Annotated in this window: 20 protein-coding genes, 1 tRNA gene and 1 pseudogene; 11 read left to right on the forward strand and 11 right to left on the reverse strand. The window is 56.7% G+C overall.

Annotated features, from left to right (window positions below; all coding sequences use genetic code 11):
- Positions 1–21: 21 nt before the first annotated feature.
- From M5G18_RS11695 to M5G18_RS11715, 5 genes are read left to right on the forward strand one after another with little or no spacing between them, the layout of a single operon-like run.
- Positions 22–330, forward strand: coding sequence for a hypothetical protein (locus M5G18_RS11695; protein ID WP_273899880.1), 309 nt, complete (start codon positions 22–24; stop codon positions 328–330).
- Entirely contained in the window at positions 327–989 is a 663-nt protein-coding gene (locus M5G18_RS11700; protein ID WP_273899879.1) for a hypothetical protein, read from the forward strand. Before M5G18_RS11695 ends, M5G18_RS11700 begins: the two co-directional genes overlap by 4 nt.
- Positions 990–1011: 22 nt before the next feature.
- Complete coding sequence (locus tag M5G18_RS11705) at positions 1012–2292, forward strand: hypothetical protein (RefSeq protein ID WP_273899878.1); 1281 nt, start codon at positions 1012–1014, stop codon at positions 2290–2292.
- 14 nt (positions 2293–2306) lie between these two features.
- Positions 2307–2645, forward strand: a complete 339-nt coding sequence (locus M5G18_RS11710; RefSeq protein ID WP_273899876.1) for a hypothetical protein — start codon at positions 2307–2309, stop codon at positions 2643–2645.
- A gap of 60 nt (positions 2646–2705) precedes the next feature.
- Positions 2706–3128: a cell wall hydrolase gene (locus M5G18_RS11715; protein WP_273899875.1), complete on the forward strand. Its 423-nt coding sequence runs from the start codon at positions 2706–2708 to the stop codon at positions 3126–3128.
- A 6-nt stretch (positions 3129–3134) separates the two neighbouring features.
- Here the strand turns inward: M5G18_RS11715 and M5G18_RS11720 are convergent, their stop codons facing one another.
- A complete protein-coding gene (locus tag M5G18_RS11720; protein WP_273899874.1) occupies positions 3135–3473 on the reverse strand; it encodes a hypothetical protein in 339 nt (112 codons plus the stop codon).
- A gap of 223 nt (positions 3474–3696) precedes the next feature.
- On the opposite strand from M5G18_RS11720, the gene M5G18_RS11725 reads away from it, so the two are divergent.
- Positions 3697–3765: transfer RNA gene (locus M5G18_RS11725), tRNA-Pro, on the forward strand.
- A gap of 254 nt (positions 3766–4019) precedes the next feature.
- Here M5G18_RS11725 and M5G18_RS11730 read toward each other — a convergent pair.
- Complete coding sequence (locus tag M5G18_RS11730) at positions 4020–4925, reverse strand: hypothetical protein (RefSeq protein WP_273899873.1); 906 nt, start codon at positions 4923–4925, stop codon at positions 4020–4022.
- A gap of 349 nt (positions 4926–5274) precedes the next feature.
- On the opposite strand from M5G18_RS11730, the gene M5G18_RS11735 reads away from it, so the two are divergent.
- On the forward strand, positions 5275–5481 hold the full coding sequence (locus M5G18_RS11735) for a hypothetical protein (RefSeq protein WP_111452654.1): 207 nt from the start codon (positions 5275–5277) through the stop codon (positions 5479–5481).
- Between the two features lie 356 nt (positions 5482–5837).
- Here M5G18_RS11735 and M5G18_RS11740 read toward each other — a convergent pair whose 3' ends face one another.
- The 3 genes from M5G18_RS11740 to tmk are packed head-to-tail and all read right to left on the reverse strand — an operon-like array spanning position 5838 to position 9219.
- Positions 5838–8201, reverse strand: coding sequence for a tetratricopeptide repeat protein (locus M5G18_RS11740; RefSeq protein ID WP_273899870.1), 2364 nt, complete (start codon positions 8199–8201; stop codon positions 5838–5840).
- Positions 8202–8224: 23 nt separating this feature from the next.
- Complete coding sequence (locus tag M5G18_RS11745; protein ID WP_273899869.1) at positions 8225–8539, reverse strand: hypothetical protein; 315 nt, start codon at positions 8537–8539, stop codon at positions 8225–8227.
- Positions 8540–8586: 47 nt separating this feature from the next.
- Positions 8587–9219 (reverse strand): dTMP kinase, encoded by a 633-nt coding sequence (tmk, locus tag M5G18_RS11750; protein ID WP_273899867.1) that lies wholly within the window; start codon positions 9217–9219, stop codon positions 8587–8589.
- A 39-nt stretch (positions 9220–9258) separates the two neighbouring features.
- Here tmk and M5G18_RS11755 point away from each other — a divergent pair, with 39 nt between their 5' ends.
- A complete protein-coding gene (locus tag M5G18_RS11755; RefSeq protein ID WP_273899866.1) occupies positions 9259–10653 on the forward strand; it encodes a B12-binding domain-containing radical SAM protein in 1395 nt (464 codons plus the stop codon).
- Between the two features lie 896 nt (positions 10654–11549).
- Here M5G18_RS11755 and M5G18_RS11760 read toward each other — a convergent pair.
- The 6 genes and pseudogenes from M5G18_RS11760 to M5G18_RS11780 form a co-directional block, all read right to left on the reverse strand.
- Positions 11550–13550 (reverse strand): DUF3732 domain-containing protein, encoded by a 2001-nt coding sequence (locus M5G18_RS11760; protein ID WP_273899865.1) that lies wholly within the window; start codon positions 13548–13550, stop codon positions 11550–11552.
- A complete protein-coding gene (locus M5G18_RS11765) occupies positions 13547–14014 on the reverse strand; it encodes a three component ABC system middle component (protein ID WP_273899864.1) in 468 nt (155 codons plus the stop codon). The genes M5G18_RS11760 and M5G18_RS11765 overlap by 4 nt, the downstream gene beginning before the upstream one ends.
- A complete protein-coding gene (locus tag M5G18_RS11770) occupies positions 14005–15222 on the reverse strand; it encodes a hypothetical protein (protein ID WP_273899863.1) in 1218 nt (405 codons plus the stop codon). The genes M5G18_RS11765 and M5G18_RS11770 overlap by 10 nt, the downstream gene beginning before the upstream one ends.
- Positions 15223–15747: 525 nt before the next feature.
- A pseudogene (locus M5G18_RS28900) lies at positions 15748–16020 on the reverse strand (Arm DNA-binding domain-containing protein); the annotation flags it as partial.
- 380 nt (positions 16021–16400) lie between these two features.
- A complete protein-coding gene (locus M5G18_RS11775) occupies positions 16401–17522 on the reverse strand; it encodes a Gfo/Idh/MocA family protein (protein ID WP_273899861.1) in 1122 nt (373 codons plus the stop codon).
- A gap of 120 nt (positions 17523–17642) precedes the next feature.
- A complete protein-coding gene (locus tag M5G18_RS11780; RefSeq protein WP_085607793.1) occupies positions 17643–18563 on the reverse strand; it encodes a MurR/RpiR family transcriptional regulator in 921 nt (306 codons plus the stop codon).
- A gap of 308 nt (positions 18564–18871) precedes the next feature.
- Between M5G18_RS11780 and M5G18_RS11785 the strand changes: the two genes are divergently transcribed.
- Genes M5G18_RS11785 through iolB form a run of 3 tightly spaced genes read left to right on the forward strand, consistent with a single transcriptional unit; the run spans position 18872 to position 22552 of the window.
- A complete protein-coding gene (locus M5G18_RS11785; RefSeq protein WP_273899859.1) occupies positions 18872–20809 on the forward strand; it encodes a bifunctional 5-dehydro-2-deoxygluconokinase/5-dehydro-2-deoxyphosphogluconate aldolase in 1938 nt (645 codons plus the stop codon).
- Positions 20810–20852: 43 nt separating this feature from the next.
- Positions 20853–21746, forward strand: coding sequence for a myo-inosose-2 dehydratase (gene iolE / locus M5G18_RS11790; RefSeq protein WP_007956043.1), 894 nt, complete (start codon positions 20853–20855; stop codon positions 21744–21746).
- Positions 21743–22552, forward strand: coding sequence for a 5-deoxy-glucuronate isomerase (gene iolB, locus M5G18_RS11795; protein ID WP_273899856.1), 810 nt, complete (start codon positions 21743–21745; stop codon positions 22550–22552). The genes iolE and iolB overlap by 4 nt, the downstream gene beginning before the upstream one ends.
- Positions 22553–22560 lie beyond the last annotated feature (8 nt).

The following is a 22560-nucleotide window of genomic DNA, read 5'->3' on the forward strand; positions in this document are numbered from 1 at the left end:
GACGAGAATGGCAACTTATCCATGGACACGACCACGTTCACCTACCAGGTGATCTGGCAGGGCGTGATCGATTTCAGCGGGGCGGTGCCCAGTTACACATTCAGCATCCCGGGCTTCAACCCGGCGAACTGCGTGTTCATGATCATCCCGACGAGGGTGCAGGACGTGCAATCGTCGGAGACAGATGGTTCCGGTAACCAGAAGTCGTATCCCTATGTCACGCCATCAGTCGGGCAGGTCGTAGTGCGCCCGAAAAATCCTTCATCCGGCGCCTCGACGCTTCAGTCGAGAATTGTCGCCAAGGGCTACGCGATCAGGTACTCGACATGAGTTATGGCTTTCAGAGCATCAACGACAACCAGTTCGTGCAGATCGATTCGGACGCGCCAAGGCTTTGCATGCTGACCAAGGGTTCGTATTCCGGCAGTACCAACGTCACCGGCACCTTTGCTCGCGCGGTAACGAGTCAAGACCCCCCTATTGTATTCATCCGGCCAAACCAAACTGGGGCGATTCAGGTTCCGATATCGGTCTGGTTCAACGGTGGTCCGGGGAACTGGACGGGCTTCTCGATGAAGGCTTCGGTCGTCGACGCAAACCTCAGCGGTCTGTATTTCGTCGCAGCTTGGGCTTCGATGGGGACGGCGGCTTACGGCCTGCGTCTTTGGGATGGAGGCGGGACGCTTGTCTATGACAGCGGGGCACCGGCGGTGGTTGTGACGTTCGCAGCCGGAAATTGGACTTATGCCGGATTCGAGCAGCTGACCGTTGGCCGTCGCTATATTTGGTCGATTGGCAAGGCTCTTGGCGCCGATGAATACATTTCCCTGAATCCCTTTGCGATGAACTGCCACAACGATTCAACGGGTGGCGGTTGCGCGCTGGGCGTTGATTACGGCGGTGGCCGAATCCTGATGTACAGCCTGGCAAGCACTGCCTGGACTGACCAAGGCCATCGGCCGTTCCTCTGCGCCAAATTGCTGGCCTGATTCATTTTTCTGGAGTTATTCAATGACCTGGTACAAAACAGGAACGGTCTCTGTCGTCCAAAATTCCGACACCGTGATCGGTGCCGGCACTGCATTCATCAAAAACGGCCGAGTCGGTGATGCCTTTCGTGGGCCAGACGGCAAATGGTATGAAGTCATCAACATTGCCAGCGACACCGCGCTGGCGATTGCGCCGAATTATCAGGGGGCGACCAGCACGGATGGCGCATACGCTCTTGCGCCGATGCAGGGCTACGTGAAGGACACCGCCGACGCCCTGCGCCAGGCTTCGCTTGAAGTCGGGGACGCGCTGGATGGCCTAGAGGAAAGCGTTCAGCAAGCTGCGGATTCAGCCGACGCAGCATCCGCCTCAAAGGATTCAGCTGCGACATCTGCCTCAGGTGCCAGCGGCTCAGCCGCCGCCGCCTTGGCTTCCAAGAACGCTGCGGCAACTTCTGAAACGAATGCATCTTCCTCGGCAGGAGCGGCGCTGAGTTCCAAGAACGCCGCAGCCACCTCTGAAACGAATGCCAGTGGCTCGGCTGCCGCCGCCCTGTCATCCAAAAACGCCGCCGCACTCTCCGAATCGAATGCTGCCGCATCCGCCGCTACTGCTGCCTCGATCGGTGTTGGCAAGGGCTACATTGACGGCCTTCGACTGGTTTACACCGGCCGGAACAGCCTGACAATCGAGGCAGGCGCCGCATTCATCAACAGTGCCGGAAAGGTGGTGAGGCTGGCGTCCGACAAGGTCCTCACCGGACTGACCCTGACCGCGTCGACGTTTCACCATGCCTACCTCTATGACAACGCAGGCGTTGGCGATATCGAGCTTTCCACGGTGGTTCCGGCAAAGGTGGGCGGGTCGGTGTACCAGAAAACTGGCGATGCCTCTCGCCGGTACGTGGGCAGCGTACTGGCGAGTGCAGGCTCTCAGATTTACAAGTTCAAGCACGACCCACAGATTTCTACGATGACTTACATTGAGGGCACGCCGGGTACCGCGCCTTTTACGCTGTTCGCGTCGTTCGCTGGAACATCACCCACCGTCACAAACTGCGATCTTGTCTTCCCTAAGCAAGTCAGTACATGGGCCATAGCAACATCCAGTGGCGCCAATATAAATTTCACGGTGGCTGAGCAAGCTTCTGCGTCAGGGGGGGCGAACTGGGGTGTTCAGGCTTCGGGCACCAACTCCGTTCAGTTTCCGCTTTCGCGAGAGGCGGCGACTCTTGGCCAGTACATTGTCTGGGTCACGGCCACATCTTCGCTATATGGCCGAGGCTATATTTTTGAACGTTAACCGAGGGGAAAACGATGCCCTACGCAATCCGTGAAGACGGTTCATTCATCATGCGAAGTGATGATTACCAGCCCGAGGAGGGTGAGGCTTTGTATGACGATGTCCCTCAGTGGGCATACGACGCCCAGGAAGCAATCAGGCTTCGGGAAAAGCAGATGGTCGATGAAGTCGAATGGCAGGCTACGGAAATGTCGCTCATCGCCAACCAACTGACAGCCATAGAAGACGAGGATCCGACAGCGCTGCCTGGCACATCGAAGGAGTGGCGCGACTACCGGGTAAAGATCCGCGCCTGGGTCGATGGAGCACCAGACTTCCCTGATTCCGCACACCGCCCGGTTCGCCCGGCGTAAATCAGTAAACGATTCAGCAACCCGCCATTGAGCGGGTATTTTTTTGCCTGGAGAAAAGTGATGCCTGTTACTGAGAAAGACCGAGACATCCTCGCCCGCACGATTTGGGGCGAAGCGCGCGGAGAAGGAACGGCCGGCCAGATCGCCGTCGCCTGGACGATCCGCAACCGCGTGTTTGATGGGAAGGAGAAATCGTGGTGGGGGGAGGGCTATGCCGGTGTTTGCCAGAAGCCATACCAGTTCAGTTGCTGGAACAAGACCGACCCGAACTATCAGTTCCTGATCGGCGTGAAACAGATCCCGATCCGCGAGCTGGCGCAATGTCGGATCGCTGCTGACCAAGTGATCGATGGCAAGGTTCCAGATCCAACCGGCGGCGCCACGCACTACTACGCCACCAGCATCAGGGCGCCGGCCTGGTCGGCGAAGGCCAAGCAGACCTTGAAGCTCGGGCACCACATCTTCTTCAAGGATGTCCCGTAAGCGCGATCATTCTTCCTCGCTATCGCGCCGCTCCCTGAGCAGGCGTTGATTTTCCTGAAACAAGACGTCGGCCTGATGGGCGATGTTGGCAAATCTACTGAGCTGGCCAGCTTGCTCACTTGTTTGGCAGTGGAGCCGGGCAACGTCGGATTGGGCTTTCTTCAATTCAGCCTTGAGCTGGTCGTTTTCCTGCACCAATCCCTGCACGTTATCGAGAGCTCGCGCCAATTGAATGGTGAGCGCCTCGAATTCGTTTTCGTACATCCTGAGCTGGTGACGGCAGGTTTCAAGAGGCTCAGGGGTTCCGAGCCAGTCGTCGGTGTCTTCTATATAGAGGGGATCCACGGGAATGCCTTGCTGAATACTGGTTGCATATACAGTAATCGAGGCGGGCAGGACGGGCGAGCGTGAAGCGACGAGCTGTAGGGTTTTGGATTGGTGTTCAGTCGGCAGGACGCCGGGAGGGTGCCAAAAAGGCTCAGTGACTTTCCGAGTGACTTTGTAAAACGCGGTTGCGCACAGTTAGGCATCGTTGCAGCGAGCGCCCGGCGCGAAGCCTCTGGTTTGGCGGGCTGTAGAGCAGTCCGCTTGCATGGGGTGCTAGGGGTCGAGTGTTCGAATCACTCCGTCCCGACCATATAATTCAAGGGGTTGCGAGATTTTATCTCGTGACCCTTTTTTATTTTTGATCGTTTTTACCCCTACAAAACTACTGGCTCTGGGTGGAATTTTCACGGCTTCCGCGTGGGTGGACGTAGGCTTTGGCGCTCACGCGTAGTCTCTTTACCAATCTTGTGTGGTCTTTTTTCTTCAGGTCCTGACGTTTTTGAGTGTTTAAGACTATTTTCCCGCTTATTGAACTACATACAGGTAACCATCAGTTTGTTTATCTCAGGTCGCTCGGGTCATCCTGCGTACCCGGTAGTTAGGCTTGGGCGGCACTGGGATCGTATAGCCGTCGGGGACTAGACTGCGTAGGTCATAGCCCATCATGAACAATCCAGCTTCAAAGGCGTGGCAGCGGTCTACCAGTTGGGGCTGCTTGGCGAATAGTTCGGACCCTTCTAGTACCGCGCGGATGATCCAACCTAATTGGAGCTGGCGCCGTGCCCAAAGGTGGCGACTGGTGGTGGAGAGTTGCGGTGTACCGTTGTAGCCAAGCTTTAAGTGTTTTGGGTTTCGAATCTGGTCGCCGATCCCCGGCCCCCAGGCGAAGTCCAGTGTCTGCGGCGCAGTGGTGCCGGTGCCTTGGCGGTACAGGTGGTAGAGCAGCGCGATGGCGGCACCGACCCGGCCGTCATAGATGGGAGAGCCAGTGGTGTCGAGCAGGGCATGGATCTTAGTCATGCCCGAGTCGAATCTTAGGATGTTCTGCTTGGTGAGGTGGTTGAGCTGCTGCGTGCGGTCCAGCGCGAGAAGCGCCTGGCACCGCTTTAGGTAATTCACCAAGTTCTTGTCGTGCATTTGCTCCTTGAGGAATCCGACGGCGCCATCGACATTTCCCCACGCTAGAATCGCTTCGCAGGCCCCATGCGTGGCGAACTCATCGCGGGCGCGAACCGCCAGGCGCAAGCGAATGCGCAGCCGGCGCAGCTCCGCCTTGACCGTCTCCCAGTTCCCGCCCCACTGATATTCCGCCTGAACCGCTTCGATACCTTGAACCTTGCAGTCGATCGCTTTGCGCACGAACCTGCTGCGCGCGACCTTCAGATGCACTGGTAAAGTGGGGAGGTTTTCGATTAGCCACTCGATGAGGCCGAGCACGTCCGGCTGTTCCAGAAACTGCTTGCGATTCATTCCATGGTTCCTAGTCGCGTCGTGATGAGTATTAAGTTCTAAGGTAGCGCACGACGGGGAGTGTTTGAGCGCCTGTGTTTCGATCCACAGTGGATTTTCACTATTGACTACACTCGGCGAGCGGGCATTCGCTTTGGCTAATCCTAAAGGTCACTAGAGCTGGCATTTGGGCGAAAGAGCATCTGAATGGACTTTTTTTGAGGTCGGAATCAAATTCAAGGAAAAGAGATGTCTACGTAGCCCGGGGGGACGGTAGGCGCGAATGGGTTTCAACAGACTATCAAAGCCCGGTGTCCTCGAAGCCGCAAATGTGGCTACACTGGGCCATCACGATCTAGGAGCCATATCCATGAAAACATGTACCGTCTTTGGAGATATGCAGTCCGATCGTGCAGCCGAACAATACCCGACCGTGACCCTGTGTAATGATTGCGTCGAACAGGACTCCTTGGCCAAGGAGGATGGTCAAATTGTCAGCCAAGGAGCCTACGACGAATCCTTCGGCGACAGCTGTGAGTGGTGCGGAACCACAGCCGAGGAAGAGGCAGCAATGTAAGGTGCCTCGGAACTAGGCCTCTATCACAGAGCCCCGCCTAAACAAGCCACCAAAGAGGGCGGCTTTTCTGTCTATGCTGGCTCAGTTTCCATTGCCGTCATGCACCTCGAACGGGGTAAAGCAGATTACTGCTCGGCCCAGCCATTCATTGATCTGCAGCAGCCTCGCCTGCCTTGGCCCAAGCTAATAATTTATAGTCAATGCCTGAGTCACGTCACGTCACGTCTTGCCCGTCTGCGTTTTGCGGCACCACGCCCATCAACTCTGTTGGTATGCGCAGCATGGTCGCTCGTTTTATCATCCAGTTCGGAGTTACCTATTCCCTGAACTGAGTTCAAAGCTCGGGCACGCTAAGGTCAGAACGCGGAAAACTGATCGAGAAGGCCCGGGTTGGTTGTGTATCGATGGCCCTCGGCGATATCTCCGGCTGGATCCTGTTTTAGCTTGATCTTCACCTTGACGCGCTGCAGAAGGAAGCTGCTGCGGTATTTTTTGTTCACGCCGATCGCCCCCGCAATGGACTCATTAATGAGAGCAAGAGCTTCCTCGAACTTATCCAGTTCGAGTTTCACCTGTGACAGATTATGAGCCAACCAGATCCGGCCGCTCTTGTCTTTGATAGTCTCGAGGATAGTCTCCGCCTCCGCGTAGCGACCAAGTTTGTAAAGCGTCTCGCCCCATTTGCGCTTCTGATAGGGGGCCGGCGCTTTCAGCGTCTCAAAAGCTTCTAGAGCACGGTTCAGGTAAACGGGTTTGTCGTCGGCGCCCGCTGCGAGCAGCATGATCTCCGCATAGGAACCGCGGCTCTGGTCATCGTCCAGCATCAATGGCGTTGGTTCGGGCAGGCGCGCCAGTACGCTTTCGACCCGCTCCGGTGCGTGCCAGACCATCGCACGGACGAAGCTCGCGACAGAGTGATAGCCTTGCGGTATACCGATGGCTGCACTGTACAGCGCTTCCGAAAGAAACAGCTCTTCATGCTGTTCGATGAGTTCGCCCGCCCAGGATTGACGCGCACCATTGAGCGCGTCACCTAGTGCCATCAGCAGTGAGGGAGACACGCTGCCGGTGTCCAGCTTCTCAGCGATGATCTCTGACGCATATTGCTTAGCCGTCTCATAGCTTTGATCCCTGAAACCGGCAAACCTTATCAGTTGAAGTTTGGCGTCATTCAGCGAATGGCTGGCTACTACCTCCTCGAACAAGCGTTCGGCTTCAGCATGTTTCCCCAAGCCGCGAAGAGTCTTTGCATGGTGGTGTTTGATTTCAGCGGCTTGACGGGCACCAAGGTCTGCCATGGTTGCAAGGTCGCCATAGGCTTGCACGACCGTTCCTAACCATTTGACGGCAGCCGCGTTCCCTGCCGTTTGACGCAGATAGCGTTCCGTTGCTTCGATCGACTCGAGGACTACCAGGATGGCCACGTCGTTGTTGGTCGCGCCCAAAGACTTCAGCCGCTGTGCCTCTTCTACTGGGTTGGGCAGCAAATGGATCTTAATGGCGCTACCCATCCAGACCATCGACAAGGCGTATAGGAAAGCCGGCCGTCGATCACCATTCTCGACATTGCTGGCGATCTTGCCCTTCAACTGCGATGCGATCAGTTGTAGGCCGTGTCCGTCCTCACTGATCTGCCTGAGAATGAACGCCTCGAGCTTAGCGTCGATTTGTCGTGACTTCTCGTCGGTTAGCCAATTCAACGAGTTCAGGGCCGTAAAGACGATATCGTGGATGCGGATCGACGCTTCGCTCTCGGGCGCGGTAAGTCCATGACGTTCGAATGATCTCAAGCGCAACGTTCCGACAACGTACTTGAAGAACGCGCGATCGCAGTGACTCTGGCCTGCCCACTGGAACAGGCACAGCTCCTCCCCTAACGCCGGTTTCAGCCGTCCGAGAATACGGTCAGCGAGCCGTGCGCCGTCAATTTGAAGATTAGCGACATTAGCGCAGTCCTCGGCTAGTTCGTTCCACGACACGCCCTCGTGCGCAGCGGCATTAAGCATCACCAAGCTCAGAGGGTGACCGCCGACTGCGCCCCAGATCGTCTGGAACTCCTCCATAGATGGCTGGGTATCAAGCCCCTTACCAAGCAATTCGCGAGCCTGTAGCTCTTTCATAGTCGGCATAGCGAACGCTCCAGGTGACGGGTTTTGCCGGGTGATCAGAATCCGAGAGTTCGGTCCACATAATGCGGCTAACTGTTCGACCACGAGGCTCGGGTTTGCATCGTCTACGACTAGGAATGTGCGGTTCCTGCGCAGCAGCGCACTGACGTTACGCTCGGCACCGCCGCGCTGGACCGGAACCGACGAGAGCCGTTCGACACTGTCGATGTCGCGACCGCTGACCCAAAACCTGTACTCGAAACGGCGTTCGCTACGCAGTAGGCAGGCGGCTGCGGCTTGTGACTTGCCAATGCCGCCAATGCCGCCGATCTCGACACACGGGGCTGTTTCTAGGAGCCTGTCCAGTTCTGCGTCAATCGCTTCATTCTTAACATAAAGCGTGCTCAGCGGCGGAGCGTTCAATGATGCGGGGTGGTCATCGCGGATCTCGGCAAGGACGGGTAGATGTTGGGCCAGGTCGTCGATCGCGTCGTCCCGTAGCATCAGCGTGTCAATGATGGCCTCGGCGATAGCGCGGCTGTCCATCAGGTGGAGGCGTCGCCCGACCATGCGATCCTGCTGGAGGGCCGCATTTACCATCGCTTCGATCACGCCAGTTTCTGCGCGCTGCGAACTCAGCAGATAGATGTCTTGGGCAATGGTGCCAGCGCGAGAGTGTGGTCGAGATCGCTCCAAGGCTTTTTCATTGCGCCCGAAAAATAACCCTTCACGATCGACGCCTCGACGACGATCCGGCCATCTTCGGAAACGGCATCCAGCGCTCCCCCGACGGGGCTGCCACCTACTGACGAACCGCGCTGCACCAACCTGACATCGTTCATTCGCTCAATCAGGATGACCCCAAAACGCTCGAAGATAGAGCCAGGTGCTAAGATGCCAAGCGAGTCAATCACACGCTGGATAAGCAGATTTCGGGTTTGTGGATTCATGAAGTGTTCCGGGTATTAGTAGATCTGAGGCGACGTGCCACGGCCGTTTAGTGCGTTGCCGGAGAGTCTCGCAGAAAAGGTTCGACCAATTGCCAGATATCGCGTGCAACCGCACTTGGCGACTGGTCCGCGTCAATTAAATGACAGCGTCTCGGGTTCTCAAGTGCCACCGTTAGTAGCGCGTCTTGGATGGCCGCGAAATCCCGCGTCGCTTCCGCCGGGTCGGCAACGCCGTCGTGACGCTGGCCCCGCCGATTCCTTGCGACCTCGATCGGAAGGTCGAGGATGATCGTCAGATCGGGGAGTGTGGATCCCACGACGATGTCGCGGGTCGACCGGAACAACTGGTGCAGGTCGACATCGGATACCGCAACCTGAAACGCGTAAGTCGAATCGATGAAGCGATCGGAGATGACCCACTGGCCATTCGCTAATGCTGGCCGGATAATACTCTGTACGTGATCAAAACGAGCAGCGCTCACCAGCAAGAGCTGCTCTACGGGATCGAGTCGGCGGTCGGGTCGTGTCAGTATCGCCCGCACTTCCGCACCCAGTTGTCCACCATCCGGTTCCTTTGTCTGTAGCACCGATTGACCGGCGCTTCTCAGATGCTCAACAAGTAGCTTAACCTGCTCGGTCTTTCCGCTGCCGTCGATGCCCTCGATACTTATAAATGGCATGTGCGTCCTTTCTGCTCAAACACAAGGAAGTGGTACTTAATGAAGCGTTCGAATTCGGTTGCATTCGTATCTGCTGGTATGTTATCGCCGAAGAAGCGCGATCATATGCTTGCGCGCCGGCAGCTATATCTCAACTACGGTGCATTATCGCTGGCAACGATCCTGGATGCCATGGGGACCGAGACCCTGCTGTTGCATGGCGAGCACAGCGAACCCGCCGAGGTGCTTGGCGTGCTGCTCGAAGAAGGCGTATTTCCGTCTCGGTTGCCAATAATGCTATCCATTCCCAGTTTCTATGCTCTTCCTTGGGCGCAGACTTTTTGCCGGCTGGTGCGTAGCATTGATCCAGACGCCAAAATCATTGTTGGGGGACGTTGGGTAGTTGGGCCGGATCCTGACTGGTTGCATGCGAAACTGCCCGAAGCGAACCTGCTCGTCCCAGGGCTGGCAGAACCGCTTATAGCAAGCCTCCTCACGAGCACGCCGGACTTGCGCCGCCTGCCTGCGCCAACACCAGATTTCGTCCTGAAGCATCCCTTGATATCAGGTTTCGAGCGCTATCAACCGAGTATTGAGGCATCGCGCGGGTGCGGAATGGGCTGCGCCTTCTGCGAGGAGCGAGATATCCGGCTTGAGAAACTACGTGCGCCGGAGCAGATTGCCAGTGCATTTGCAGCGGTCGCTAGCCAGTATGGTGACAGCAAGATCCGACCCTATTTCCAGTCATCGATGTTCGCGCCTAATGAGAAATGGAGAACAGGCCTAGCGAATGCCTTTCGGGCAGCGGGCCTCAATGTCCAGTGGCGGACGGAAAGCCGCGTCGATGCGCTCACGCCTGAAACGATCGCCTGTCTCGCTGAGGCAGGTATGAAGGTACTCGATCTCGGGCTCGAAACAGCGTCGCCGACGCAAATCATGAACATGCGCAAATCGCCCAATCCGGATCGCTACTTAGAGCGAGCGTCTACTTTGCTCAAGGCATGTAGCGATCACGGCATCGCCGCCAAAGTCAATGTCTTGCTTTATGCCGGGGAAACGACCAAGACTTTAGAAGAAACGCGTTCGTTTCTCGATGATCACAAGGGTTCGATTACCGGTGTCTCGGTTGGCCCGGTCGTGGCCTATGGCCCACCGAAAACTGCGGACATTCTTTTACGTGAATGGTCGAGGAGCGGTGCTGCGCCGGTCGACCCAAGGAGCGCGAACGACAGCGGGATATCAATGATTCATCTCAGCCATGATTTCGACGCAAAGTCGGCTGAGGCCGCAAGCTTGGAGTTGTCTAGGCGCTACATGGATGCAGACGCATATTTCTACCTGAAGAGCTTCTCTTATTACCCGCGCGACTATACGCGTGCGGACTTTGATCGTGATGTTGCGGCAAGCGATACATCGCAGTTGCCGTTTCGCGCCTTTCCACGTCTCCCGTCCTGACTGGAGGAAAATATCGATGGGTAGGCATCTGTATCGCTGAGCGTGAACAAACTGACCCTGCCTCGATTCCACGTACGGTAACAAGTTAGAAGCTTCAGATGTATAGGGAGTCGAGATGAGAGATAGCAATGCACCCAAGCGGGAGTACGCGGACGGTTTTAGTGCGGAGGCGGCAGGCTGGCCAAATCAGTAGCGTGCGGGTTTAGATGTTTCGCTCGCCGGATTCGATGGTATTAGCAGTCTTAGTAAACCATGGTTTTACAGAGCTAGCTGCTACCGCGGACGCGGCTTAGGCCGCAATTAGCCTGAAGCAGTGGGAGATCTATAAAGGGAACGATCAGCACCGTACGGATCGCCGTCGAAAGCACATTACCAATATTTGAAGCAGATATTTCGGTAATCGCCAGTAATTGTGCAGAGTAGGGGCGGGGTGATCAGCGCATCCAGCAGGGCACTTGTGATGATGACGGTAGTGCTGCCGCTGTTGGTCAATACGGCTGCGGGCACCATGGACACCAAAGGTAAGTAGGTCGGGAATCTATCTGGATTCGACCCGCTGCGCGAATATCTCAAAAAGCTGGATTTAGCCGGTCAACACATCTGAGGAGCAACGTAATGGAAAAGCGCGGTGGCCGGCACGTCGACGTGTGGGCTACCTGATTTTTTTGTCCTATCCGGTCGCAAGCACGCCTGTGGCAAGTCGTTGAATGTTCTTTATTACATCAGGCGCCGCGTTTGGGCTTTGACGTTGTCAGCTCTGGTAACAGGCTGAGTATCGATGAGCTGGATGAGAGGAATTTCTTCCCGCCGGTCTCAGGCGTAATGATTGATGCACCAACTACTGTGGCCTGATCAGGAAGCGGGGGAGTAAATCCCCCCCTTCAGGATGAAGACTACTAGTCGGCGATGAATCCCCGCGTTCTCCATGTAGCCCGGACATAGTCCGGAAACTTGTAACCTTCGCCTAGGGTCAGTCTATCTGCATGATCCGAGATGATGATTTGCGGAGTTACGCCTGTCTTCTTGCCGGTTTCATCACAGAACTTGGCCAACTGAGTGAACATGTTGGTCACAGCACTCATGTCTGCGTCGACTGCGTCTTCACGCTTGGCCTGTTTTGAAAGCTCTTGAGCATCAAAATCCTCTGCGTCATCCAGTGAGGCAGGGAAGTACACCTGGGTGGGCTGATCAAGGAACAGTATCGGTGGGATCTTGCACCCTTTGTTCGACAGCGCCGCGAACTGGTAGTGCAGGGACATGAACAAGGCGAGGTGAGAGTACAACCAGTTCGCACCGCTGCCCATCGAGCGTAGGTAAACCCGAGTGTTCTGATTCTGCTGATACCAAAGGTCGAACGTTTCGACGTCAAAGCGCAGCTTCGAAGGCTTGTACGTTTCCTCGAAATCGAAGTGGTTGCCAAGCTCACACATCTTGGCGTCGATCTCATTGCTTAACGTTTTCAACCTGTCCTTGATGTCGTATTTCTCAAGTAGACCGGCCAGGCGATCAACCTCAGTGCGCAGTTTTTTTTCTTCAGTCGCCAGCTCCGACTCAGGTTTGTCCAACTGATCTTGAATGGCGATTTCAAGCCGAAGCTTGGCCTTGGTGGCCTGCTCATCGATCGATTTGGATGTCTTGAGCTTGGCAATTTCTTCATCGAGTGGCTGGATGTCGGCCTGGATACGACGCAGCTCTGCGTTCGCCTTATCGAGCGCGTCCTGAATGTTTCGGCGCTCTGCAGCGAAACTCTCCCGGGCATAGGCGGACAGCTTGAGCTCGTCATTCAACCACTCGATAGCACCTACGAGCTTGTTGGCTTCCATAGCGGGGGTGCTGGTGTGAGTCTCGCAAAGCGGGCAATGAGCTTCGGACAGCTCAATGGAGTCGGGCAGTGTCTCAGCGGTCATACTCAAGCTGAATTGTGTTGCAGAAGTCAGAGACTCAGTGACCAGCCTCATCTGTCCCTGCAGCTTGCGCTTTTCGATCAGCGCAGCAATTCGTTGAGAGTGAAGTTCAGCCCGACGCATTTCAACCTGATCTGAGAGCACGTCTATTTTGACGGAACGCCCGGAAATCATCTTCAGCATCGTCGCGGGTTTGCTGTAGATGTCCTCAGCCGTGGCATCGACTAGAGGAAGACCTGCCAGGGACTTGAATTCGGTCAGGTAACGGTTGTAACGAGCGATCGCAGCTTCTTTGCGCTGAGCTTGCTTGGGAATCTGCGCCTGGATTTTTTTGAGTTCGTGCTTGGCAACCTCATGATCCCGGTACAGATCGAAATAAGCTTCGTCCACAAGACCCATCAGAATTTTGAAGTGATTGATCGCCTGGTCACGTTTTTCCTTCTCATCGAAGCGGTAGAAAATCGCGTGTTTGTTGGCCACTAGGTTTTGATGCTGGAGCATGAAGGAGGAAAAACTGCGTACCGATGGAGTGGCAGATTTGTTGCGGCCGGCCGCTTTCAGGTACGGGTCTTCGTCGATGTTTTCCAGCGTGATCGCAAAATAGCGCCCGAGGCTTTTCTTGAAGTCTGCCAGTGGCATGTAGTGCTTGGGATCGAAGAAGGCCTTGGGTTGCTCGATTAGTTGGAGCAATTGATCTGGGTCGGAGCCTTGCACCTCAAGCAAAAAGCAGCGGTCGGATTTTTTCTTGCGTGCGGCCACGATGAAGTAGCTGGGAAATTGCAACGCAATGAAAAATGTCTCTGCGCGCTCAGTGATCGTGCCCACCGGAATTGTGTCTTCGGTGCTGCCGAGGCAATAGTCGAATATTTCCAGGATCGCACTTTTTCCAGTGGATGACTTGCCAGTGATGACGTTGAGCCCAGGCTCCAGTCGCACCTTGTGAATTTTTTCTTGAGTGTCGACTACGCCGATGTACCGCAGAAAGCATTTCATAGAGACTTGAATCCTAACGTCCTGTAGATGGAAACGACGTCTGCCTCTGCGCAGACCATGGAAAGCCGGCGGGCGGCTTCAAGTTGTTTGGGGTTGGTATTGGACGCCCTGACGTCCCCGACCGACTTAACAGTTAGGTCGTCGGTGATCTCGATGCTTTGCTCTGCTTGAAGGACAAGTAGAGCTGCGTTGGTGAGGGATTTGAACTGCTGAGTGTTGTGGGTAAGCCCCACGAGTCGCGACTGTTCTTTGCAAAGCGTGCGCAGGTTGCTGGTCTTCCTAACAGCCAGCAGGTACGTCTGCATGGCCGGGTACAGCACCATGGGCAGCACCAGATAACTCAATAGCAAGTCACGTTCCCTAGGTTCGGAGTGGGCGAAGAAGTTGTGGATCACCGGTGCCAGTGCGATGGGGGAGCGCTGAAGCGTGAAAAGGTGTTCAATGGGTTTTGCATTCACTTCCATAACCTCCAGTGAAACTCCTTCGCTGAGCGTGCGGGCACCGCATCTGCGAGCATGTGGTAGATGCCATTGCGGAACTCAATGGGAGTGTCTTCGTAGTTTCGAAAGCCCACGACATCCAATTCACAGCGCGCGTAATAGAACTTGAGGGATTCCTGCTTCAGTTTCGAAACCGACCAGGTTTCGTCGCAACCGATCATCAGTTTTGCCCTGCTGGCACTATGGGTACGCATATGGTTTTTGCTGTAGCTTTCCACGTCGCTCTGTGACGTGGTGCAGTCCTTGATCAGCTCGGCAATGTATTCGTGGGCATGAAGTAGATCGGCAGTTGCCTCAAGAATAAGCTCCTCCTCGCCGCCGATCTCATCTAGCTTTTGAGCGTAAATGCGGTCACGCACATTCATCTCAGCAGCTTCCCGCTCGATCTCCTCAGTGTTGACACTGGGAAACTTCACCGAGCCAATCAGGTAGCGGGCGGTGAGCTCTGTGAATTTGCTGTCGAATTCCGCGGTGGTGAACCGCCATCCTTCTGTGACCTTGACGGCGTTGGTCATGAAGCCAAAGAGGTCATTCAAGAAGTCGTCCATGCGATGTTCATGGATACTTTTAAGATGGGCCCTTTTGTACCTGGCGATCAAGCCAAGCAGGTCAGGTTGCTCGGTGATGATCTTGACCTTGGGCAGGGCCTCCATCAGCGATTCACGCATGGCTTTTGCCATCACCTTACGCTGTAGGGTCAGCGCCTTAGAAGGCCCAGGAGTTTTTCTTCCTGTACCACCTTCTTCGCTTTGGTCAGCAGTTGCCTCTTTTTCCTGCTTGGCCTTTTCGAAGCGAGCCTCGGCATCTTGTAGGATACTTTCCAGCGTAGCCAGACGCTGATCAGCATTCCACTGATTCCAATCTTTGATAGCTGCTCGCTCACCATAGGCTTGAGTCGTCAGCAGGATCAGGTTGGCGTATTGCTGATGATTGAAATCAGGCTTTAGCCAATTATTGAGAGTGTTCCAGAGGTTTTCATGGCTGTCGGTCAGGCTGTCGCTGTACTCCTTAACCTCAACCTGATCACGGCCTTCGACGGTGACATCTCCAAACACCTCGATCCAAAGGACATCGTCCTTATCAAGGGTATGGCAGTAGTCGATCGCTACGTGGATTTGGTACTTCAGGGCTTCGTAGAGCTTTGATGCGTCAAAATCGAGCTTCGCGTTCACAGCAACTCCAATCTTGGAAAACAAGATTGGCCAGTGAGTAGCTAACTTCGCCATCCTGGCCAGGAAAATCCACGATACTGTATTGATATACAGGTTTAATGTATTCAGAGCGCAATCTTATCAACCCAAACTGGCTAAACGCCATCTGATTGAGTCATGCCGTTATTTTTTAGTCGAAAAGGTTAGAAAGACTCCTCGATCAATATGCCTTTGCGACCGTCAAATAACTTTTCCACCGCCATAGCCAGGTCAAGGAATGCAGAGCGGGGCACGTCTATTCAGATCGGGTGTACTCGCCACGCAGCATCTTGCGTTACGCCGTTGAGCGGTAACTAGCGAGCCAGATTGTCATAATCAGATTGGTGTGGTTTCAGCGCGTCGGGCTTATGCAATTGAAAGGGGGCTTCGATCGTACGCCGAGTTATTGGTGAGTTCGAATCAGTCCCAGTCTTGCAGGGCGGGGGGGGCACGTCGATAACATACAGCCTGAACACATGGTTTTGGCAACGATCGATGACGTCCAAGCTGACCCCCAGCTACGGCGTATGCCTGTGCCTTGGCGGTTTTTTTGCTCGTTGATATTGATCTGCTCATCGATGAGTGCTCGAGCTTGGTTGCGAGCGTTACGGATGTCCGTCAGGGATTTGCGCGGCCAGGACCCGCAGGCGTACTCTTTGTTCTGCTCGCCCCACCGATAGCGATATAAAAGCTGACCAACACACCGTCCTTACGGACTGAAATTCGACCGGCGAGATTGCCATCCTCCTTGAGGATTCGGCCGGCATCATCGGCGGTCAGCTATTCGAGTTCTTTGATGGTGATTTTGGCCATAAAATGGACTCCCCCTACTTTTCCCCCCACAAAACCATCGGCTCTTGATGGACGTTACTGGACTCTCGTGGAGCAGAACACCGCTGGAACTCAAGTAAATACTAGCTTAGTAAAATCCAGAGTAAAATTTTGGAAGCTTCCAAGAAGTATGAAAAAGGAGATGGGGTGCTAGGGGTCGAGTGTTCGAATCACTCCGTCCCGACCATATAATTCAATGACTTAGCCCAACTTTAGCGAGTTGGGCTTTTTCATGCGCAGTGCCTTTTACAGGGGATCCAGTTGCCTCCTCATCAAAGTCAGACACTAAAGCCGATCATCCCGATTGGCTTTTTTGTGCCCGCGAAAAACTACCCGCTGATTTCGCTGACAGACACCCAGCGCCGCTCCTCAGCCGCGACCCGAATCGCCGTCGCCAGTCGCTCCACTTCAAACGCTTCCTCGAAATCAGTCCCGGCTTGTCCGTCCCCAGCCAACGCCATGATCAGCTCATGCACTTCCAGCGTTTTCAGCTCGTTGTAACCCAGCTGATGCCCCGGCGCCGGGCTGAATGCTGCATAGCCGGGCAAGTCCGGTCCGGCGAGTAAACGCTGGAAGCCGCCCTGGCCGGCACGGCACAGGCGTAGCTCGTTCAAACGCTCCTGATCGAACGCCAGGGTGCCTCGTGTGCCGCTGATTTCGAAGCTCAGATGATTCTTGTAGCCATGCTTCAGCCAACTGCTGCTGAAGGTGCCGCGCGCGCCGCTGGCAAAGCGCAGCAGCGCATGGGCCTGATCGTCGACCGCAATGCGGCGTTGTTCCTGGCTGCCGGTTGTGGCCGGGCGTTGGCCATGGACTGTCTGGGAGTCGGCGCACACCGCTTCGACCTCGCCCAGCAGGTAGCGCGCCATGGCGAGCAGGTGGCTGCCCAGATCCGCCAGTGCTCCACCGGCATGTTCGGGTTCGCAGCGCCACGACCAGGGGGAGGCTGGATCGGCCATGAAATCTTCGCTGAATTCACCTTGAAAGCTGATGATCTCGCCGAGTTCGCCACTCAGGATCAGCTCGCGTGCGAGGCCGATGATCGGGTTGTGCTGGTAGTTGTAGCCGACCCGGGTGACGACGCCGGCATGCTTTGCCGCCACGTGCATGGCATGAGCTTGTTCGAGGTTCACCGCCAGCGGCTTTTCGCAGTAAACCGGTTTGCCGGCAGCAAGGGCGGCCATGGCCATCGGGTAGTGCAGGTGATTGGGTGTGGTGATGGCGATCAGGTTGACCTTTGGGTCATCGATCAATCGCTGCCAGTCGCCATGGGCCTGATCGAAGCCCCAGGCGGTGGCGCAGGCTTGTGCGCGTGCAGGATCGGCGTCAGCCAGGGCGGCCAGGCGAAGGGTGAAGGGCAATTCGAATGCCCCGCTGACGTTGCGAAAGGCCAGGGCGTGGGCGCGCCCCATGAAGCCCGTGCCGATCAGGCCGATTCCGAGTTCACGCATGACAGGATCCTTTGAGTTCTTGTTTTCAGAGATCCTGTTTATAGAATAAATATTCCTTGCATTCAAACAATGGAATAAATATTTTGAATTACCGCATTCGCTGCGATGGCTGTGCCCCGGTCAGTCCTCGAACCCGACCTGCTCGTGAATCTCGTCCACCTTCAACTCCAGTCGATAGGCAACGGCGATGAACAGCGCCTGGCACAGGCACAAGGTCGCACTCAAGGAACGGAACGCAAACGAACTGCCTTCGTTGACCAGTAGCAGGGTGTTGGCGCGCTTTGCCAGCGGCGAGAGATTGCTGTCAGTGATGATCAGGGTTTTCGCCTGATGGTGCTGGGCAATGCGCAGGCAGTGCTGGGTTTCCTTGCCGTACGGCGTGAAGCTGATGGCGATCACCAGGTCATTGGCGCGCACGCTGCGCATCTGCTCGCGATAGCTGCCGCCGAGGCCCGAGACCAGGTGGATGCGCTTGTTGGTGTGTTGCAGGTTGTAGACCAGATAGTCGGCCACGGCGAACGAGCGGCGCACCCCGACCACATAGATATTGTCGGCATTGACCACAAGATCCACGGCCTTTTCAAAGGCCTGGTCATCCAGTTCCTGCCCCAGGCGTTCGATGCCCGACAGGGTGGCGTCGATGCACTCGCGAGCCAGATCGCCACCACTGGCTTTCTGCGACTTGTTGGCGATCATGCTGCGGATGCGCTGCTGGTAGTTCTGCACCGGCGTGGCTTTGTGGGTATACGCCTCGCGAAACAGCGCCTGCATTTCACTGAAACCGCTGAAACCGAAACGCTGGGAAAACCGCACGATGGCCGACGGGTGCACTTCGCACTCGCGGGCGATGTCGCTGATACGGTCGACCATGATCCGGTCGCTTTGCTGGCTCATGTAACTGGCGATGCGTTTGAGCTGGCGCGGAAGGCTTTCGTATTCAGTGGTGATGAGCTGCAGCAGACGCTCGGCATTGATCGGGGGGCTGGCAAGATCGCTCTCGGGCGTGCTCTCGGCGGTAGCCGGCTGATCGGTGCGGGACATAAATAATCCTTCTGGCTTGTTCTTATAGGGACGGTTACGTCTCGTCCCCTGACAATAGTTTGGCTGTGCGCAGTCTACAGGCTCGGCCCCGACAAAATCTTGGGCTTGCGCCAGCGGGATGCCTGCTGAAACGATGCACTGCCTCTGGAGCGTCTGCACTGAAGTTTATTGGAAAAAATATTCCACGTGAAAAATAATTGGAATATTTATTGATTGTTCGATCCGGCTCGTTTTAGTCTGCATCCACCAAGAGTGTCCGGCGCGGTCACCGCGCTAGGCACAGGCTGATAAAAATAACAGGAGCCAGCATGGGCCAGACTCGTTTTGCCAGTGGACGTCAATTGGATCTGATTTGCCTCGGGCGCCTCGGCGTCGACCTCTATGCGCAGCAAGTCGGGGCACGTCTGGAGGATGTGAGCAGCTTCGCCAAATACCTCGGCGGCTCGTCCGCCAACATCGCGTTCGGCACCGCCCGGCTGGGGCTAAGGTCGGCGATGCTGAGCCGGACCGGCGACGATCACATGGGGCGTTTCCTGATCGAATCCCTGGCCCGTGAAGGCTGCGATGTCAGTAGCATCAAGGTCGATCCGCAGCGTCTGACCGCCATGGTGCTGCTCGGTCTCAAGGATCGGGAAACCTTTCCCCTGGTCTTCTACCGTGAAAATTGCGCAGACATGGCGCTGCGGGCCGAAGACATCAGCGAAGCCTTCATCGCTTCCAGCAAAGCCTTGCTGATCACCGGCACTCACTTCTCCACCGACGGCGTCTACAAGGCGAGCATCCAGGCGCTGGACTACGCCGAAAAGCACAACGTCAAACGGGTGCTGGACATCGACTACCGCCCGGTCCTGTGGGGGCTCGCTGGCAAGGGGGACGGCGAAACCCGTTTCGTTGCCGATCAGAACGTCACCCAACATGTGCAACAAATCCTCCCGCGCTTTGACCTTGTAGTCGGGACGGAGGAAGAGTTTCTGATGGCCGGCGGTTCAGAGAATTTGCTCAGCGCCCTGCGCAATGTCCGGCGATTGAGCGCGGCAACCCTGGTGGTCAAGCTCGGCCCACAAGGTTGCACGGTGATCCACGGGGAGATTCCGGCGCGTCTTGAAGACGGCGCGATTTATCCCGGCGTGCGAGTCGAAGTGCTGAACGTGCTGGGCGCCGGCGATGCGTTCATGTCGGGTTTCCTCAGCGGTTGGCTGGAAGACGCCAGCGACGAGCGTTGCTGCCAGTTGGCCAATGCCTGCGGTGGTCTGGTGGTGTCGCGTCATGCCTGCGCGCCGGCGATGCCGACCCGTGCCGAACTCGATTACCTGTTCAGCAGCCCGGTGCCGATTACCCGGCCGGATCAGGACGTCACCCTGCAACGGCTGCATCAGGTCAGTGTGCCGCGCAAACAGTGGAAGCAATTGTTCATCTTTGCCTTCGACCATCGCGGGCAACTGGTGGAACTGGCCCAGAAGGGCGGACGCGACCTCGGCGCCATCGGCGAACTCAAGCAACTGTTCATCAAGGCCGTGGAGCGGGTCGAAAGCGATTTGCGCGAGCAGGGCATCGAGGCCGATGTCGGGCTGCTGGCGGATCAGCGTTTCGGCCAGGACTCGCTGAACGCTGCTACCGGTCGAGGTTGGTGGGTGGCGCGTCCCGTCGAGGTGCAAGGTTCGCGGCCGCTGGCCTTCGAGCACGGGCGCTCGATCGGCAGCAATCTGATCGCCTGGCCGCAAGAGCAAATCATCAAATGCCTGGTGCAATTCCACCCGGACGACGAACCGATGTTGCGCCTGGAGCAGGAAGCGCAGATCAAGGCGCTGTATCAGGCATCGCAAGTCAGCGGTCATGAACTGCTGCTGGAAATCATCCCGCCCAAGGATCACCCCTCACCGCATCCCGATGTGTTGTATCGCGCGCTTAAACGCCTCTACAACCTGGGCATCTACCCGGCGTGGTGGAAGATCGAAGCGCAGAGCGCCGAGGAATGGCAACAGCTCGACGAACTGATCCAGGCGCGCGATCCCTATTGCCGAGGCGTGGTGCTGCTGGGCCTGAATGCCCCGGCGTCAGCGTTGGCCGAAGGCTTTCAACAGGCCAGCCAAAGCCAGACCTGCCGCGGGTTCGCCGTGGGCCGGACGATTTTTCAGGAGCCGAGTCGCGCCTGGCTGGCCGGGGAAATCGACGACGAAACGCTGATCCGCCAGGTACAGGACACCTTCGTCGAGCTGATCGATGCCTGGCGTACGGCCCGGGCCTGAGCCGCGGTTGAACATTCTAGAAATAACAATAAAAGGTGCAGCCATGCCCGCTATCCGAATTGGCATCAACCCGATTTCCTGGAGCAACGACGACCTGCCGTCCCTCGGCGGTGAAACGCCGCTGAGCACCGCCCTCAGCGAAGGCAAGGCCATCGGTTATGAAGGCTTCGAACTCAACGGCAAGTTTCCCAAGGACGCCAAAGGCGTAGGCGATGTGCTGCGCCCGTATGACCTGGCGCTGGTGTCCGGCTGGTATTCCAGTCGTCTGGCGCGCCGTTCGGTGGCCGAGGAAATCGACGCAATTGCCAGCCATGTCGAGTTGCTAGCGAAGAACGGCGCGAACGTGCTGGTTTACGGTGAAGTGGCCGACTCCATTCAGGGCCAACGGATTCCGCTGGTCGAGCGCCCGCGTTTTCACACCGAACAGGCGTGGCAGCAATACGCCGACAAGCTGACCGAACTGGCACGCTTCACCCTGTCCCAGGGCGTGCGTCTGGCGTATCACCACCATATGGGCGCCTACGTCGAATCGCCGTCGGACATCGACACCCTGATGGCGTTGACCGGTAATGAAGTCGGGCTGCTGTTCGATTCGGGCCATTGCTACATGGGCGGCGGCGAGCCTTTGCAGGTGCTGCGCAAACACCTGTCGCGCATCTGCCACGTGCACTTCAAGGACGTGCGCAAACCGGTGGTGCAACTGGCGCGCAACAACCTGTGGAGCTTCCCCGATTGCATCATCAACGGCACGTTCACCGTGCCGGGGGATGGCGACATCGACTTCGCCGAACTGCTGGACGTGCTGCTGGCGGCCGATTACCACGGCTGGCTGGTGGTCGAGGCCGAGCAGGACCCGGCGGTGGCGCCGAGTTACGTCTACGCGAAAAAAGGCTTCGACACCTTGCGTGCCTTGCTCGACGAGAGGACTGCGCGATGAGCCTGCTGGTCAAAAGCAACGCCCGTGGCCGGACCATGGTCGAGCTGGCTGAAGGTGAGCTGCAATATGTCGGTTTCGCCGCCTATCGCTTGAGCCTGGGTGAAACCTTGCCCGTCGCAGCGGGCGACAAGGAACTGTGCCTGGTGTTGCTCAGCGGTCGGATCGGCATCCACGGCGAAGCGCCGGGGCAGGGCGCCTTCAACTGGGACAACCTCGGCGATCGCCAGTCGGTGTTCGAGGACAAATCCCCGTTCGCCGCGTACCTGCCACCCGACAGTCAGGCGCAGGTGGTGGCATTGAGTGATGCGCAAGTGGCGGTTTGCGCCGCTCCCGGGTCGACCACCATGGACCTCGGTCCGCGCCTTATCAGGCCTGAAACCATGAAGCGCAGCGTGCGCGGCAAGGGTGCCAACACCCGCTATGTCTGCGACATCCTCCCGGACAGCGAACCGGCCCATTCGCTGCTGGTGGTGGAAGTGCGTACGCCGTCGGGGCACTCGTCGAGCTACCCGCCGCACAAGCACGACACCGACGACCTGCCGCACCAGAGCTTTCTCGAAGAAACCTACTACCACCAGATCAACCCGCCCCAGGGTTTCGTGTTCCAGCGGGTCTACACCGACGACCGCAGCATCGATCAGGCCATGGCCGTGGAAAACAGCGACCTCGTTGTTGTGCCCAAGGGCTATCACCCGGTCAGCGTGCCGTATGGCTACGAGTCTTATTACCTGAACGTGATGGCCGGGCCGAAACGCGTCTGGCAGTTCCATAACGACCCGCAGCACAGCTGGCTGCTGGATCTCTGAATTCCAAC

The organism is Pseudomonas aphyarum, assembly GCF_028657055.1.
GTDB classification, from domain to species: domain Bacteria; phylum Pseudomonadota; class Gammaproteobacteria; order Pseudomonadales; family Pseudomonadaceae; genus Aquipseudomonas; species Aquipseudomonas aphyarum.